General features: G+C 72.3%; 12 protein-coding genes. 5 read left to right on the top strand and 7 right to left on the bottom strand.

Going from position 1 to position 13,256, the window contains the following annotated elements:
- Positions 1-58: 58 nt before the first annotated feature.
- Positions 59-925, bottom strand: coding sequence for a M24 family metallopeptidase (locus IG62_RS0105510; protein WP_051797662.1), 867 nt, complete (start codon positions 923-925; stop codon positions 59-61).
- A 238-nt stretch (positions 926-1,163) separates the two neighbouring features.
- On the opposite strand from IG62_RS0105510, the gene IG62_RS0105500 reads away from it, so the two are divergent.
- The 4 genes from IG62_RS0105500 (at position 1,164) to IG62_RS0105485 (ending at position 4,829) form a co-directional block, all read left to right on the top strand.
- Entirely contained in the window at positions 1,164-2,219 is a 1,056-nt protein-coding gene (locus IG62_RS0105500) for an ABC transporter ATP-binding protein (RefSeq protein ID WP_037837858.1), read from the top strand.
- A 4-nt stretch (positions 2,220-2,223) separates the two neighbouring features.
- Positions 2,224-3,120, top strand: coding sequence for an ABC transporter permease (locus IG62_RS0105495; RefSeq protein WP_107052912.1), 897 nt, complete (start codon positions 2,224-2,226; stop codon positions 3,118-3,120).
- Positions 3,117-4,028: an ABC transporter ATP-binding protein gene (locus IG62_RS0105490; protein WP_030798234.1), complete on the top strand. Its 912-nt coding sequence runs from the start codon at positions 3,117-3,119 to the stop codon at positions 4,026-4,028. The genes IG62_RS0105495 and IG62_RS0105490 overlap by 4 nt, the downstream gene beginning before the upstream one ends.
- Positions 4,029-4,109: 81 nt before the next feature.
- Complete coding sequence (locus tag IG62_RS0105485) at positions 4,110-4,829, top strand: ABC transporter permease subunit (protein ID WP_030798232.1); 720 nt, start codon at positions 4,110-4,112, stop codon at positions 4,827-4,829.
- A 37-nt stretch (positions 4,830-4,866) separates the two neighbouring features.
- On the opposite strand, the gene mltG is transcribed toward IG62_RS0105485, so the two are convergent.
- The 5 genes from mltG to IG62_RS41425 all read right to left on the bottom strand — a co-directional run bounded on the left by mltG (position 4,867) and on the right by IG62_RS41425 (position 10,628).
- A complete protein-coding gene (gene mltG, locus IG62_RS0105480; RefSeq protein WP_051797660.1) occupies positions 4,867-5,676 on the bottom strand; it encodes an endolytic transglycosylase MltG in 810 nt (269 codons plus the stop codon).
- A gap of 623 nt (positions 5,677-6,299) precedes the next feature.
- Positions 6,300-7,613 carry a CynX/NimT family MFS transporter gene (locus tag IG62_RS0105475; protein ID WP_030798227.1) on the bottom strand — a complete coding sequence of 438 codons (1,314 nt, stop codon included), beginning with the start codon at positions 7,611-7,613 and terminating at the stop codon, positions 6,300-6,302.
- 107 nt (positions 7,614-7,720) lie between these two features.
- Positions 7,721-8,455, bottom strand: coding sequence for a FadR/GntR family transcriptional regulator (locus IG62_RS0105470; RefSeq protein WP_030798225.1), 735 nt, complete (start codon positions 8,453-8,455; stop codon positions 7,721-7,723).
- 197 nt (positions 8,456-8,652) lie between these two features.
- The gene (gene lysA / locus IG62_RS0105465; protein ID WP_234326292.1) at positions 8,653-10,215 is read right to left on the bottom strand and encodes a diaminopimelate decarboxylase; all 1,563 of its coding nucleotides are present in this window, start codon (positions 10,213-10,215) and stop codon (positions 8,653-8,655) included.
- 17 nt (positions 10,216-10,232) lie between these two features.
- Entirely contained in the window at positions 10,233-10,628 is a 396-nt protein-coding gene (locus tag IG62_RS41425; RefSeq protein ID WP_051797658.1) for an SAV_915 family protein, read from the bottom strand.
- A 489-nt stretch (positions 10,629-11,117) separates the two neighbouring features.
- Here IG62_RS41425 and IG62_RS0105455 point away from each other — a divergent pair, with 489 nt between their 5' ends.
- On the top strand, positions 11,118-12,164 hold the full coding sequence (locus tag IG62_RS0105455; protein ID WP_030798219.1) for a MerR family transcriptional regulator: 1,047 nt from the start codon (positions 11,118-11,120) through the stop codon (positions 12,162-12,164).
- Here the strand turns inward: IG62_RS0105455 and IG62_RS0105450 are convergent.
- Positions 12,115-13,119, bottom strand: coding sequence for a LysR family transcriptional regulator (locus tag IG62_RS0105450; RefSeq protein WP_030798218.1), 1,005 nt, complete (start codon positions 13,117-13,119; stop codon positions 12,115-12,117). The two genes, IG62_RS0105455 and IG62_RS0105450, sit on opposite strands and share 50 nt — an antisense overlap.
- Positions 13,120-13,256 lie beyond the last annotated feature (137 nt).

Here is a 13,256-nt window from a genome sequence, read left to right as displayed (position 1 = left end):
CGGCCCGGCTCCTGGCCGCGGCCCGCAGCCGCGTCCCGTCCACGTCCACGTCCCGTCTTCACGCGGCCTTCTCCTCCTGCCAGCGCCGCACGTGCGGCAGATCGTCGTCCAGCCAAAAGGCGCTTTCCTGGGGGTCCTTGGAGTCCGTCACGACCAGGATCTCCTCGAACTTCGCGCCGGTGCCCCGGAACCCGAGGTGGGGTTCGACCGCCCACAGCCCCGGCTGCGGCGGATGGTCGGAGAAGGTGTACGGGCTCCACAGCGGGGACCAGCCGTCCCGGTGACCGTGCAGCGCGTCGGAGGCAAGGCCCTTGAGGGACTGGGTGCCGAACCCGAAGAGGGTGGGGGACCAGCGGCGCTGCCGGACCCAGTCGATCTTGTGCGCGATGACGCCGAAGGGATAGGCGCGATGGCGGTTGGCGTGGCCCTGCCGCACCATGAGCCGGTCGACGTCCTGGTAGATCTCCCGCAGCGGGCGGCGTTCACGGACCTCGCGCAGGATGAGTTCGCGGTGCGCCTCCAGGTCGGCGAGCAGCTTGTCGTGCACGGGGTTGAGGCCGAGGCAGCCGGAGTAGCCGATGTCGGCGGTGAAGCCCTGGTGGACGGGGGCCATGTCGAGGATGAAGGGCATCCCCGGTTCCAGCTCGCGATTGGTGGGGAAGAACTGCAGCGGTATCCGGAAGTTGACGAACGCGGTCCGGTCGCCGAACCAAGCGAACGGCAGGTGGAACCAGTCCCGCACCCCGCGCTCGCGCAGCCACTCGCGCTGCATCCGCGCCGCCGCGCGCTCGGTGATCCCGGGCTTGAGCTGGGCGGCCACGGCCTCCGCGCAGGCGTAGGCGAGCCGCTGGACCTCTCTGAACCCCCTTAGTTCTGCGGTGAGTTCGCCGGCTGCTGCTGAGGTCGCTGTGGTGACTGGGGCCATCGCCAACCGTCCGTCCGTGAGCCGTTCATCGCGGTACGCGCCCGTAACTTGACACTGATGAATGTGACAATGACCAGCGGCGGCGTCAAGGGGTCCGACGCACCCGGCGGTGGGAAGCCGGACGGCCCGCCCCTACGGCCCCGACCCTGAGACGAGGGCCGCTCAAAGCAGGAGAACCCCTACGGGCTCGTAATACCGCAGGGGGATACGGATACCGACTTGTGGGTTGACGACCGGTGTGGCGGGCGCCACTACCGTCGAAGACGTGACTGTGATCGTGACCGAAAGCCTGAGCAAGCGGTACCCGCGGGTGACCGCTTTGGACCGGCTCTCCGTTGACATCGCCCCCGGCGTAACGGGCCTGGTGGGTGCCAACGGCGCCGGAAAGTCCACCCTGATCAAGATCCTGCTCGGACTGGCCCCGGCCAGCGAGGGATCGGCGCGCGTCCTCGGCCTCGACGTGGCCAAGGACGGCAGCGCCATCCGCGAGCGGGTCGGCTACATGCCCGAGCACGACTGCCTGCCGCCGGACGTCTCGGCGACCGAGTTCGTCGTGCACATGGCCCGGATGTCAGGACTGCCGCCGACCGCCGCCCGCGAGCGCACCGCCGACACCCTGCGCCACGTCGGCCTCTACGAGGAGCGCTACCGCCCCATTGGCGGCTATTCGACGGGCATGAAGCAGCGGGTGAAGCTGGCCCAGGCGCTGGTCCACGACCCGCAGCTGGTGTTCCTCGACGAGCCCACCAACGGCCTCGACCCGGCCGGCCGGGACGAGATGCTCGGCCTGATCCGGCGGGTCCACACCGACTTCGGCATCTCCGTCCTCGTGACCTCGCACCTCCTCGGCGAGCTGGAGCGCACCTGCGACCACGTCGTCGTCATCGACGGCGGCAAGCTGCTGCGGTCCTCCGCCACCGATGAGTTCACACAGGTCACGGCCTCCCTCGCGGTGGAGGTCACGGACACCGAGGCCCACCCGGACGGCACGGAGGCGCTGCGCGCGGCCCTGGCCGCCGCCGGCGTCGCGGTGACGACCGGCGCTCAGGGCACCGGCGGCCTCCCCTCCTCCGGCCACCTGCTGTTCGTCGAGGCGGCCGGTGAGCAGACCTACGACCTGGTGCGGGACACCGTCGCCGGACTCGGGCTCGGCCTGATCCGGATGGAACAGCGCCGCCACCAGATCGCCGAGGTCTTCCGCGACGCGGACCGGGCCCAGGCCACCGCCACCCCCGCAGGCGCCCCGGGCGCCCCGTACGCCACTCAGGAAGGAGGCGCCCACGATGTCGCCTGAGCCCATGACCCCGGCATCCACCGCCCCACCCGGCGCCTCCATCCACAACATCGGCTACCGCCACTACGACGGCCCGCGGCTGGGCCGCGCCTATGCCCGCCGGTCCCTGTTCTCACAGAGTCTGCGCGGCGCCTACGGCCTCGGCCGCTCGGCCAAGAGCAAGGTGCTGCCGATGCTGCTCTTCGCGGTGATGTGCCTGCCCGCCGCGATCATGGTCGCGGTCGCGGTGTTCACCAAGGCCCACAGCCTCCCGGTCGGCTACACCCGCTACGCCATCTACCTCCAGGCCGTCATCGGCCTCTATCTGGCCGCCCAGGCCCCCCAGTCGGTCTCCCGGGACCTGCGCTTCAAGACCGTGCCGCTGTATTTCTCCCGCCCCATCGAGCGCGGCGACTACGTGGCCTCGAAGTTCGCGGCGATGGCGAGCGCCCTGTTCGTCCTCACCGCCGCCCCGCTGCTCGTCCTCTACGTCGGCGCACTGCTGGCGAAGATGGACTTCCTCGACCAGACCAAGGGTTTCGCCCAAGGGCTCGTCTCCGTGGTGCTGCTGTCGCTGCTGTTCGCCGGGATAGGGCTGGTCGTCTCCGCGCTCACCCCGCGCCGCGGCTTCGGCGTCGCCGCCGTGATCGCCGTCCTCACCATCCCGTACGGCGCGGTGAGCGCGGTCCAGAACATCGCCTTCGTCCAGGGCAGCGAGTCCGCCGTCGGCTGGCTCGGACTGTTCTCCCCCATCACGCTCATCGACGGGGTGCAGTCCACGTTCCTCGGCGGAAGCAGCTCCTTCCCCAACGGGCTCGCGCCGTCGACCGGCGCCGGGTTCGTCTACCTCCTCGTCACCCTGATCGCCATCGCCGGCTGCTATGCCCTGCTGATGCGCCGCTACCGGAAGGCCGGTCTATGAGTACCCTCCACATCGACCACGCCTCGCGCTGGTTCGGCAATGTCGTGGCCGTCAACGACATCACGATGACCATCGGCCCCGGAGTCACCGGCCTGCTCGGCCCCAACGGCGCCGGCAAGTCCACGCTGATCAACATGATGGGCGGCTTCCTCGCCCCCTCCAACGGCTCGGTCACCCTCGACGGGGCGACGATCTGGCGCAACGCCGGCATCTACCGCCACATCGGCATCGTCCCGGAGCGCGAGGCGATGTACGACTTCCTCACCGGGCGCGAATTCGTCGTGGCCAACGCCGAGCTGCACGGCCTCGGACGACGGGAGGCGGCCCGGGCGCTGGCCACCGTGGAGATGGAGTACGCCCAGGACCGCAAGATCGCCACGTACAGCAAGGGCATGCGGCAGCGCGTGAAGATGGCCTCCGCGCTGGTCCACGACCCGTCCGTGCTGCTGCTCGACGAGCCTTTCAACGGCATGGACCCGCGCCAGCGGATGCAGCTGATGGAACTGCTGCGCCGGATGGGCGACGAGGGGCGCACGGTCCTGTTCTCCTCACACATCCTGGAGGAGGTCGAGCAGCTCGCCTCGCACATCGAGGTGGTGGTCGCCGGCCGGCACGCCGCGTCCGGCGACTTCCGCAAGATCCGCCGCCTGATGACCGACCGCCCGCACCGCTATCTTGTCCGGTCCGACGACGACCGGGCGCTGGCGGGCGCGCTGATCGCCGACCCCTCGACGTCCGGGATCGAGGTCGATCTCGTCGAGGGCGGACTGCGCATCCAGGCGGTCGACTTCGGCCGCTTCACCCAACTCCTGCCGCGAGTCGCCCGCGACCACGGCATCCGCCTGCTGACGGTCTCGCCCTCCGACGAATCGCTGGAATCCGTCTTCTCCTACCTCGTAGCGGCCTGAGGCTGAAAGGAGCCCTGACGCATGTCCACGAGCACGACCACCCCGACCGCCCCGCCGGTGGCCGCCGCGCCCCGGGTCTCGCTGTTCCACCCGACCGTCGCCCGGCTCACCTACCGTGCCCTGCTCGGCCGGCGGCGGGCCCTGATCCTCTTCGTGCTGCCCGCCCTGCTCATCGTCATCGCGGTGGCCGTCCGTGCCCTGGCCGGAGCCGATGACACCACCGCCGGCAGCATCCTGGGCGGCTTCGCCCTGGGCACGATGGTGCCGCTGATCGGCGTCATCGCCGGCACCGGCGCGATCGGGCCGGAGATCGACGACGGATCGGTGGTCTACCTGCTGTCCAAGCCGGTCCCCCGGCCGACGATCATCTTCACCAAACTGCTGGTGGCGATCGGCGTCACGGTCGCCTTCTCCGCCCTCCCCGTGCTGCTCGCCGGCTTCCTGCTGAACGGCAACAGCCAGCAGATAGCGGTCGGGTACGCCGTGTCCGCGGCCGTCGCCGCGGTCGCCTACAGCGCGCTCTTCCTCCTCTTCGGCACGATCACCCGGCACGCCGTGGTCTTCGGGCTGGTCTACGCCCTGGTCTGGGAGGCGCTGGTCGGCAACCTCGTTCCCGGTGCGCAGACCCTCAGCATCCAGCAGTGGGCCCTCGCCGTCGGCCAGCAGACCGCCGCCGAAGGAGCGATCACCTCGGCCGTCCAACTGCCGCTTGCGATAGGGATGTTGGTGGCGCTCACTGCCGCCGCGACCTGGTACGCCGGCCGCCGGCTGAAGGCACTCACCCTGGCGGGCGAGGAGTAGGACGCCGAGGCGGTGCGGGCGCCTCCGGGGTCTCTTCCTAGGCGCCGCCGCCGTTCTTCTGCCGGTCGTTGAACTCCTGCACGTTCTTCAGGTGCTCCTGATAGTCGGCGGTGAAGCGGGTGTCGCCCGGTTTGACGGTGACGAAGTACAGCCAGTCACCCGCGGGCGGCGCGCCGGCCGCCTTGAGCGCGTCCGCTCCGGGGTTGTCGATCGGGGTGGGCGGCAGGCCCTCGTAGCGGTAGGTGTTGTACGGGCTCTTGGTGCGGGTGTCGGCGTGGCTGGTGTGGAGCGTGCTGCGTCCGAGCGCGTAATTGATCGTGGAGTCCATCTGCAACGGCATGTGCCGGGCCAGCCGGTTGTCGATCACGCGCGCGACCTTGCCCATATCGGCGGGCCGGTCCGCCTCTGCCTGCACGATGCTGGCGATCACCACCGTCCGGTAGGAGGTGATGCGGTCCTGGGCGAGCCGCTGGTTGCCGGTCTTGACCATGTACGAGAGCAGCGACGCCGGGGTGGTGTCCGAGCGGATCGGATACGTCGCCGGGAAGAGGTAGCCCTCCGGGTTGCCCTTCGCCTCGGCCGGCAGCGGGAGGTGCGCCGTCTTGGCGGCCTTCGCCGTGGAGCCGCTGGGCAGATGGAGGGCCTTGTCCGCGGCGGCGTAGATCTGGGCGGCGCGCTGGCCCTCGGGGACGGTCAAGGTCTCCTCGTTCGCCCGTTCCCGCAGCAACCGGGTCACCAGGACCACGGCGAGGACGACCAGGACGGCCAGCACGGCCACCACGATGAGCCGGCCGGTGCGGGAGAACCGCGGGCCCGGCCGGCGACCGGTGTGCTGAACATCGCTCATGGGGGCACGGTAAGCCACGCCCCCTGGGCCCCCGAGCGGCCACCCCCGGATCGTTGCCAACGACGGAGATCGTTCACCGGGCCGCCATCCCCCGCCCACACGAGGCGTCACCGCCGGGCTGTTCCGTTCCGCTGTCCTGACGCGGTATCTGGCCATTGGGGTCAGCGCGGTGGCCGCCTGCCGTCGGCTGCCTGCCCGTTGCGGTCGGTGCGGTGGCCTTCTGCCGTCCGCTGCCTGCCGTCAGCTCGGTGGCTGCCTGCCGCCTGCGACTTGCCGGTCGCCATCCGTCCGCTCGCCTGCCGCTCGCCGCCCGCCGTTGGCCGCCCGCCGTTGGCTCGGTGGCTACCTGTCGCCCCTCGCTCGTCGCCCGTCGTTTGTCGTCGGGCCGGACGCGAGCGCCGCCAGTCGTGCGCGGGTTCCTGTCAGGCGTGCCCGTCGCGTGACGTCGGGCGGGTCGTACGCGGGTGCCCGCTGTCAGGCCGTACTCGGGCGTGCCCACAGGCGGGCGTGCCCACAGGCGGGCGTGCGCACAAGCGGGCGGGCGTTCGCCGTCAGGCCACCGGTGGGGGAGCCGCGCCCACCAGACGATGCTGCACCCGTCAGGGTGGGCTTGGTACGCGGCGTCAGGGCGTGTGCGTCGCCGCCTCCCCGATCCGGCGGTTGCGGCCGGCGCCCATGGCCAGCAGGGCCAGGCCGGCGCAGACGGTGAGCAGGAGGAGGAGGGGGACGGTCCAGCCGTTGGTCGTCTGGTGGACGGCGCCGAGGGCGAGGGGGCCGACCGCGGCGAGGAGGTAGCCACCGGTCTGCGCCATACCGGAAAGGCGGGCGGCTGTATGCGCGTCGCCGGAGCGCAGCACCATCATCGTCAGCGCCAGCCCCAGCGCGCCGCCCTGCCCGACCCCGAGCAGCGCCGCCCACAGCCAGGCGCCCGCCACCGGCGCCATGAGCAGTCCGACGACGCCGCAGGCCATCAGGGCGGACACCGCCACCCCCAGCAACCGCTGCCGCTGCATCCGTCCCGCCAGCACCGGCACCACGAACGAACCGGCCATCTGCAGCAGCGTGCTGAACGCGAAGACCAGCCCCGCTTCGCCCTTGCCCATCCCGTGGTCGGTGAAGATCGTCGGCATCCAGGCGATGATCACGTAGGCGACCAGCGACTGCGAGCCCATGAACAGCGTGACCTGCCAGGCGAGCGGCGAGCGGGCGAGCTTCGGGCCGCGCCCGGCCGGGTGCGCGGGCGTGGCCGCGGCGGCGCCGTGCCGGGTGCCGCGCCGCGCCAGCACCGCCTGCGGAACCCAGACCACCGCGGCGACGGCGGCCAGCAGCGCCCAGGAGACCAGCGACCCCCGCCAGCCGCCGAGCGCGCTCTCCAGCGGTACGGCCGTGGCGGCAGAGACGGTCGCGCCGAGGATCATCGCGGTCGAGTACAGCGCCGTCATCCCGGCGGCCCGGTCCGGGAAGTCCCGCTTGATCAGGCCGGGCATCAGCACGTTGAGCAGGGCGATGGCCGCACCGACCACCGCGCAGCCGGCGAACAGCGCGACCACCGGCGGCGCGATCCGCAGCACGATGCCGCCGCACAGCGTCACCAGCGCCCCGCAGAGCACGGTCTCGGTGCCCCAGCGCCGGGCCAGTACGGGGGCGACGACCGAGCCCAGTCCCATGAAGACCAGCGGGATGGTGGTCACCAGGCTGCTGATCGTGGCGGGCAGATGGAAGTGCGTGCCGATCTCCCCGAGCAGCGGCGACACCCCGGCGAGCGCCGCCCGCATGTTGAGTGCGGCGAGGACGATCCCGGCCAGCACAAGCGCCGGATGAACGGTCCGCAGCCGGCGCCGCGCCGCGGCGACCGCCGGTGCCGCGACGAGATCCTCCTCGGCGTCGATCAGCCGAGCGTCCGGGCTCGACGGAGCAGCGGGTCGGGGTCCTGACATGCGTACGTACCTCGCCAAGCGTTACGGGAAGCGGAGAGAAGGGGGAAGCGGAGAGAAGGGGGGAAGTGGGGGGAGGCCGGGGGAACTGGGGGAGCCGGAGCAAGGGGTCAGGCGCGCCGGGCGGCGGCTGCGGGGGGCTCGCCGAGCAGGGCTTCTACGGCCCGTTTCGGCTTCTCCAGCAGGTCGCGGGTGGCCCGCTCCGCGGCGTCCGGGTCGCCCGCGGCGATCGCGTCGAGAACGGCGCGGTGGTCGCCGTGCACGATCTTCGGCATCGCCTGGTCGTCCAGCGCGCTGACCAGCGCCTCCCGTACGGAGCTGCTGAACCAGCCGTAGGTCGCGGTCAGCGCGGTGTTGTGGGCGGCGTCGACGACGGCCTTGTGGAAGGCGATGTCGTGATCGGCGTAGAGCTCCAGGCTGCCTGAGCCGGGTTGCCCGGACGCGTCCGCCAGCTCGGCCTGGGCGTCCAGGGCCGCGCGCATCCGCTCCAGGTCGTCCGGGCGGTGCCGGAGCGCGGCCAGCCGGGCGGCCTCCGCCTCCAGTGCGATCCGCAGCTCCAGGACGTCGCGGATACCGGCCCGCCGGACCCCGCGCAGGATGTCGCCCGGGTCCGCGGCGGAGACGACGAAGGTTCCCTCACCCTGCCGCGAGCGCAGCATCCCGGCGTGCACGAGGACCCGGACGGCCTCGCGCACGGTGTTGCGGCCCACCTGCAACTGCTCGGCGAGCGCGTGCTCGGTGGGGATCCGCGAGCCGACCGGCCACTCCCCGGCCGTCAGCTGACCCCGCAGCGCGTCGACCACGGTGTCCACGAGGGAGTGTCGTCCCGCCGCCTGCAGTGCCATGTCCGTGCCTGTGCCTTTTCCTGTTACTTGGCGGCGGCGCGGTTGCCCGCCCTGCTCACTCGCCCACCAGTTGCCCAGTCATCCTACAAATATGGGTTCATCGTACATGGAAGTTGAGGGGGTGCTGCCTCTGCCTGGGGCCCGGGCCCCAGGCAGAGGGCGAGAGGTGCGGCGGCGTCAGGGAACGATCACAGGCCTTACAGCCCGATATCGCGTTCCTGGATGTCCGCCAGGGATTCGCGGCGGACGAGGAGGCGGGCGGTGCCCGAGGTGACCGCGACGACCGGGGGGCGGCCGACGAGGTTGTAGCCGGAGGCCATGGAGAGGTGGTACGCGCCGGCCACGGGCACGGCGAGCAGATCGCCGGGGCGGAGGTCGCCGGGCAGCCGGGCGTCGGCGGCCAGTACGTCGCCGGCCTCGCAGTGCCGGCCGACGACGGTGACCCGTTCCGGGGCGGCCGACGAGGACCGGCCGACCAGCCGGGGCGCGTAGCGCACGCCGTACAGCGCGGGCCGCGGGTTGTCGCTCATCCCGCCGTCCACCGCCACGAAGAGGTGCGTCCCGGTGCGCTTGACGGACAGCACCCGGTAGAGGACGACTCCCGACGGGCCGGCGATCGCACGGCCGGGTTCGACGGCGAGCCGGGGCACCGGCAGGCCGGCCGCCGCACAGCCGCGTACCAGCTCGGCGCGGATCCGGGCGCCGAGTGCGGCGATGTCGAGCGCGGGCTCGCCGGGCCGGTACGCGACGCCGTGCCCACCGCCGAGGTCCAGCTCGGGCAGGGTGACGCCGTGCTGTTCGCGGATCCGTGCCAGCAGGCCGACCAGCCGCCGTACGGCCGACAGGTACGGCTTGACGGTGGTGATCTGGGAGCCCAAGTGGCAGTGCAGACCGGTGAGTTCGAGGCGCGGCTGGCCGAGGATCCGGGTGATGGCGTGCTGCGCGGAACCGTCCGCGATGGACAGCCCGAACTTCTGGTCGTCGGTCCCGGTCCGGACCTTGGCGTGACCGCCCGCGGCGATTCCCGGGACGACCCGGATCAGCACCTTCTGGCGCGTACCGGCCGGGACCGCGGCGGCCAGCCGGGCGATCTCGGATGTGGAGTCGATGACGATCCGCCCGACGCCGAGCCGGAGCGCGGCCCCCAGGTCCGCCGGGCTCTTGGCGTTGCCGTGCAGCACGATCCGCTCGGGCGGGAAGCCGGTGGTGACGGCGAGTTCCAGTTCGCCCGCGGAGCAGACGTCCAGGCCGAGGCCCTCTTCGTGCACCCAGTGGATCATCGCGCGGCAGAGGAACGCCTTGGCCGCGTAGAAGACGTCGGCGTCGGGGAAGGCCCGGAGGTAGGCGCGGCAACGATGGCGCACCTCGTCCTCGTCCACTACGTAGGCGGGGGTACCGAAGCGGTCGGCCAGTTCGGTCAGCGGGACGCCGCCGAGGGTGAGGTCACCGGGGCCGTGCGGCAACGTGGAGCCGGGCCAGACGGAGAGCGGGTCGGGCGGCGGAGTGGGGAGCGAATCGGGCAGTGGATCGGGCAGCGGGTCGGGCAGCGGATCGGGCAGCGTGGCCCTCAGGCGGTCGGTGGGGACCGGTGCCGGTGTGGGTGTAGCCGCTGGTGCCGGAGCCGGGGGCGAAGACAGTGCCGCGGCGGTGAGGGGGCCGGCGGTCGCGGACGGTGTCGGGGCGGTGAGGGGCCCGGGCGCCGCGGGCGGTGCCGGGGTGCCGGGCTCCTGGGCGGTGCGAGGCAGGGTGCTGTGGCTCATGGTGTGGTTCGCCCCTCTCAGACGGCCCGCAGGCGCGGCGTACGCGACGCCTGGGCCAGGTGCGAGGCGCCCGCTGTCCGGGCCGCCTGGGGCACGCGTGGTGCGCCCGGGGCGCGGGTGGCGCGGGGGGCCTCCGGGGTGAGACGGGGATCGACGGTCAGGTCCGTCGCCCCGAGGGGCTCGGCCAGCGCCCGCAGGGCCGGCTCGGAGAGCCTGACCCACGGCTGGCCGCCGCCGAGGGCCGCGGCGAGGCGTTGGGCCGAGGTGAAACCGACGGCGGTACGCCCGCCGAGCGGAGTGCGGAACAGGCGGGCGGTGCAGCCCGCGGGGCCCGACCGGACGGGGACGAACAGAGGCCCGGCCGGGACGCGATCGGAGGGCTCGGGATCTTCCGCGTAGAGATGGTGGGACACGGCGTTGCTCCTCGAACAGGACATCGGCGGCCCCGGACCGGTGGATGACGATGCGTATGCCGGGGCTCGGCTCTGCCGACGCTATGCCCGGAGAACGGGCCCCTCCGCCGGATGCTGACGCGTCATTGACGAGTTGTGGACCCTACTTGACGCGATGCTGCTGCCCGGTGGCCGATTGTGGGACGGGAGTGACGCTGTGGATCCGGACCAACCGGTGCTCGTTCCGGACCCAACCGGCGCTCGTTCCGGGCCAACCGCCTCTCGTTCCGGGCGAACCACCGCTCGTTCCGGGCGGTCTGCCGACTCGTTCCGGGCCGACTATCGGGACGCCCCGGGCCGACTACCGGCTCGTTCCGCGCGGGCCCGGAAGGGTGGACCCGGCAGGGGGTCCGGAAGGGGGCCCGGCAGGGTGGGCCACCACCGTCCCCCATCGGGTGGACCGTCGCTCTTGACCTTGACACTGTGGAAAGCACTCCACTGGAAGGCGTCATGTTCAGCATCGGAGACTTCGCCCAGTACGGCCGCGTATCGGCGCGCATGCTGCGCCACTACGACGCGCTCGGGCTGCTGTGCCCGGCCCGTACCGACCCCGCCACCGGTTACCGCTTCTACGAAGCGGCTCAACTCGCCCGGCTCAACCGGATCATCGCCCTCAAAGACCTCGGATTCAGCCTCCAGCAGGTGGGGGCGATCCTGGCCGAGGAGGTGAGCGTGCCGGAACTGCGCGGCATGCTGCGGCTGCGCCGGGCGGAGCTGGAGGCGACGCTGACCGCGGCCGGCGAACGGCTGGCGCAGGTCGAGGCGAGGCTCCGCTCCATCGAGAGTGAGGGACACATGTCTGCCGACGATGTGGTGGTCAAGCCGACCGGGACGGTACTGCTCGCGGAGCTGAGCGGGATCGCCGCCAGTTACGGGCCGGAGGACATCGGCCCGGTGATCCAGCCGCTCTACGCGGAGCTGTGCGCACGCCTGGACGCGGCCGGCATCACCCCGGCGGGACCGGGACTCGCGTATTACGAGGCCGTAGGGGCGGGCGACTACGAGCACGTACCCGGGGCCTACGAGCACGTGCCCGGCGACCACGGTGGCACGCCCGGAGGCCACGCGGACGTACCCGGAGGCCACACCGACGTACCGGGGAGCGCCGAGGCCGCGGCGGCCTCGGCGGGGGACGAGCCGGGGCACGGTGCCGTCGTCGTGCACGCCGGGCTGACGGTCACCGCGGAGGCGCTGGCCAGGGCCGGAGCCCGGGGCGGCGGGACGGGCGCGCCGGCCACCGGCACCCCCACCGCGACCGGCCTCGGCTTCGACGTGGTCGCGCTGCCCGGGCTGGAGTGCGCCGCCACGGTGGTGCACCGCGGGCCGATGAGCCGCATCCTGCCCACCGCGCAGAACCTGGCGCACTGGATCGACGCGAACGGTTACCGCTCCGCCGGATACGCCCGCGAGCTCTACCTGGAGTGCCCGCCGGACCAGGAGAAGTGGGTCACGGAGATCCAGGAACCGGTGGTGCGGGCCGTCCCAGGGACGCCGTGACGGTCTCCGCGAACGCCACTGCCGCCGGGCTCAGGGCGTCCCACTGACGCACCGCCCACCCCGTGGCGAGCGGCGGCAGCGCGGGGATCGGGACCAGCCGCAGGGACGGGTGGGCGGTGGCCCGGAGGCCCGGGAGCCGGGGGACGACCGCGGGGCCGACGCCGAGTTCGGCCAGCAGCAGGGCGGTGTCCCAGTCGGCGACGCTCGTGGTGCTCGGCGGCGGCACGGCGCCGGAGCCCTCCCCGTGAGGCGATTTGTGGTGATCGTCGGGCCGATGGTTGTCGCGTGCGTCGAGCTGATGGCTGTGGTGCTCGTCGAGTCGATGGCTGAGGTGCCCGTCGAGCCGCATCCGGGAGGTGGAGTTCTCCGGCAGCCGTATGTGCCGGATGCCGGCCAGTTCCTCCGGCTCGATCCGCTCCCGGGCGGCGAGCGGATCATCGCTGCGTACGGCGAGCACCCACGGCAGTCCGATCACCGGGTGCTGCTCGATGCCGCGCACCGGTGGACCGATGGTGATCCAGGCCAGTTCGGAGTCGCCGTCCGCCACCGCCTCGAAGCAGCGGCGGCTCGAACTCTCCGTCCTGAACTCCAGGTTGACGTGCGGATGGCGGCCGCGGAAGGCGACCACGGCCTCGGACATGAAGTGCCGTACGGTCGTCGCGCCGGTGGTGACCCGTACGGTGCCGCCGTCGCCCGCCCGCAGATCGCCGAGTTGTCGTAGCGCCAGGTCCAGCCCGCTCAGGCCGTCCGCCGCGGCGCGCTGGAGGATCCGGCCGGCCTGGGTGGGGGCGACCCCGCGCGGCCGGCGTTCCAGGAGCTCGATGCCCGTCTCGCGCTCCAGGCGCTTGATGCGCTGGCTGACGGCGGACTGGGTGCAGCCCAGGTCACGGGCGACGGCGCTGAGATTGCCCGCCTCGCAGACCGCCACGAAGGCGCGCAGATCATCGAGAGTCACCCGGGTACGCTACGCCGCGCCATGCGCTCAACCCAAGCCACGGCTAAGGAATTTGGAAGGAAGTCAGAGGATTGACTTGGGGTTGCGGACGACGCGACGATCGTCCCGGCCCCCCGGGCGGCAACCCGGAACCGCGT

Source organism: Streptomyces sp. NRRL S-337, assembly GCF_000720175.1.
In the GTDB taxonomy this organism is placed as follows: domain Bacteria; phylum Actinomycetota; class Actinomycetes; order Streptomycetales; family Streptomycetaceae; genus Streptomyces; species Streptomyces siderophoricus.
Note: the sequence above shows the minus strand (reverse complement) of the source record. Positions and strands in the feature narration are given on the sequence as shown.

What these genes read in the sequence shown, in the direction of transcription:
- IG62_RS0105510 (WP_051797662.1), bottom strand. Translation starts at nt 925, where the DNA reads ATGGCCCCAGTCACCACAGCGACCTCAGCAGCAGCCGGCGAACTCACC.
- IG62_RS0105495 (WP_107052912.1), top strand. Translation starts at nt 2,224, where the DNA reads ATGACCCCGGCATCCACCGCCCCACCCGGCGCCTCCATCCACAACATC.
- IG62_RS0105490 (WP_030798234.1), top strand. Translation starts at nt 3,117, where the DNA reads ATGAGTACCCTCCACATCGACCACGCCTCGCGCTGGTTCGGCAATGTC.
- mltG (WP_051797660.1), bottom strand. Translation starts at nt 5,676, where the DNA reads ATGAGCGATGTTCAGCACACCGGTCGCCGGCCGGGCCCGCGGTTCTCC.
- IG62_RS0105475 (WP_030798227.1), bottom strand. Translation starts at nt 7,613, where the DNA reads ATGTCAGGACCCCGACCCGCTGCTCCGTCGAGCCCGGACGCTCGGCTG.
- IG62_RS0105470 (WP_030798225.1), bottom strand. Translation starts at nt 8,455, where the DNA reads ATGGCACTGCAGGCGGCGGGACGACACTCCCTCGTGGACACCGTGGTC.
- lysA (WP_234326292.1), bottom strand. Translation starts at nt 10,215, where the DNA reads ATGAGCCACAGCACCCTGCCTCGCACCGCCCAGGAGCCCGGCACCCCG.
- IG62_RS0105455 (WP_030798219.1), top strand. Translation starts at nt 11,118, where the DNA reads ATGTTCAGCATCGGAGACTTCGCCCAGTACGGCCGCGTATCGGCGCGC.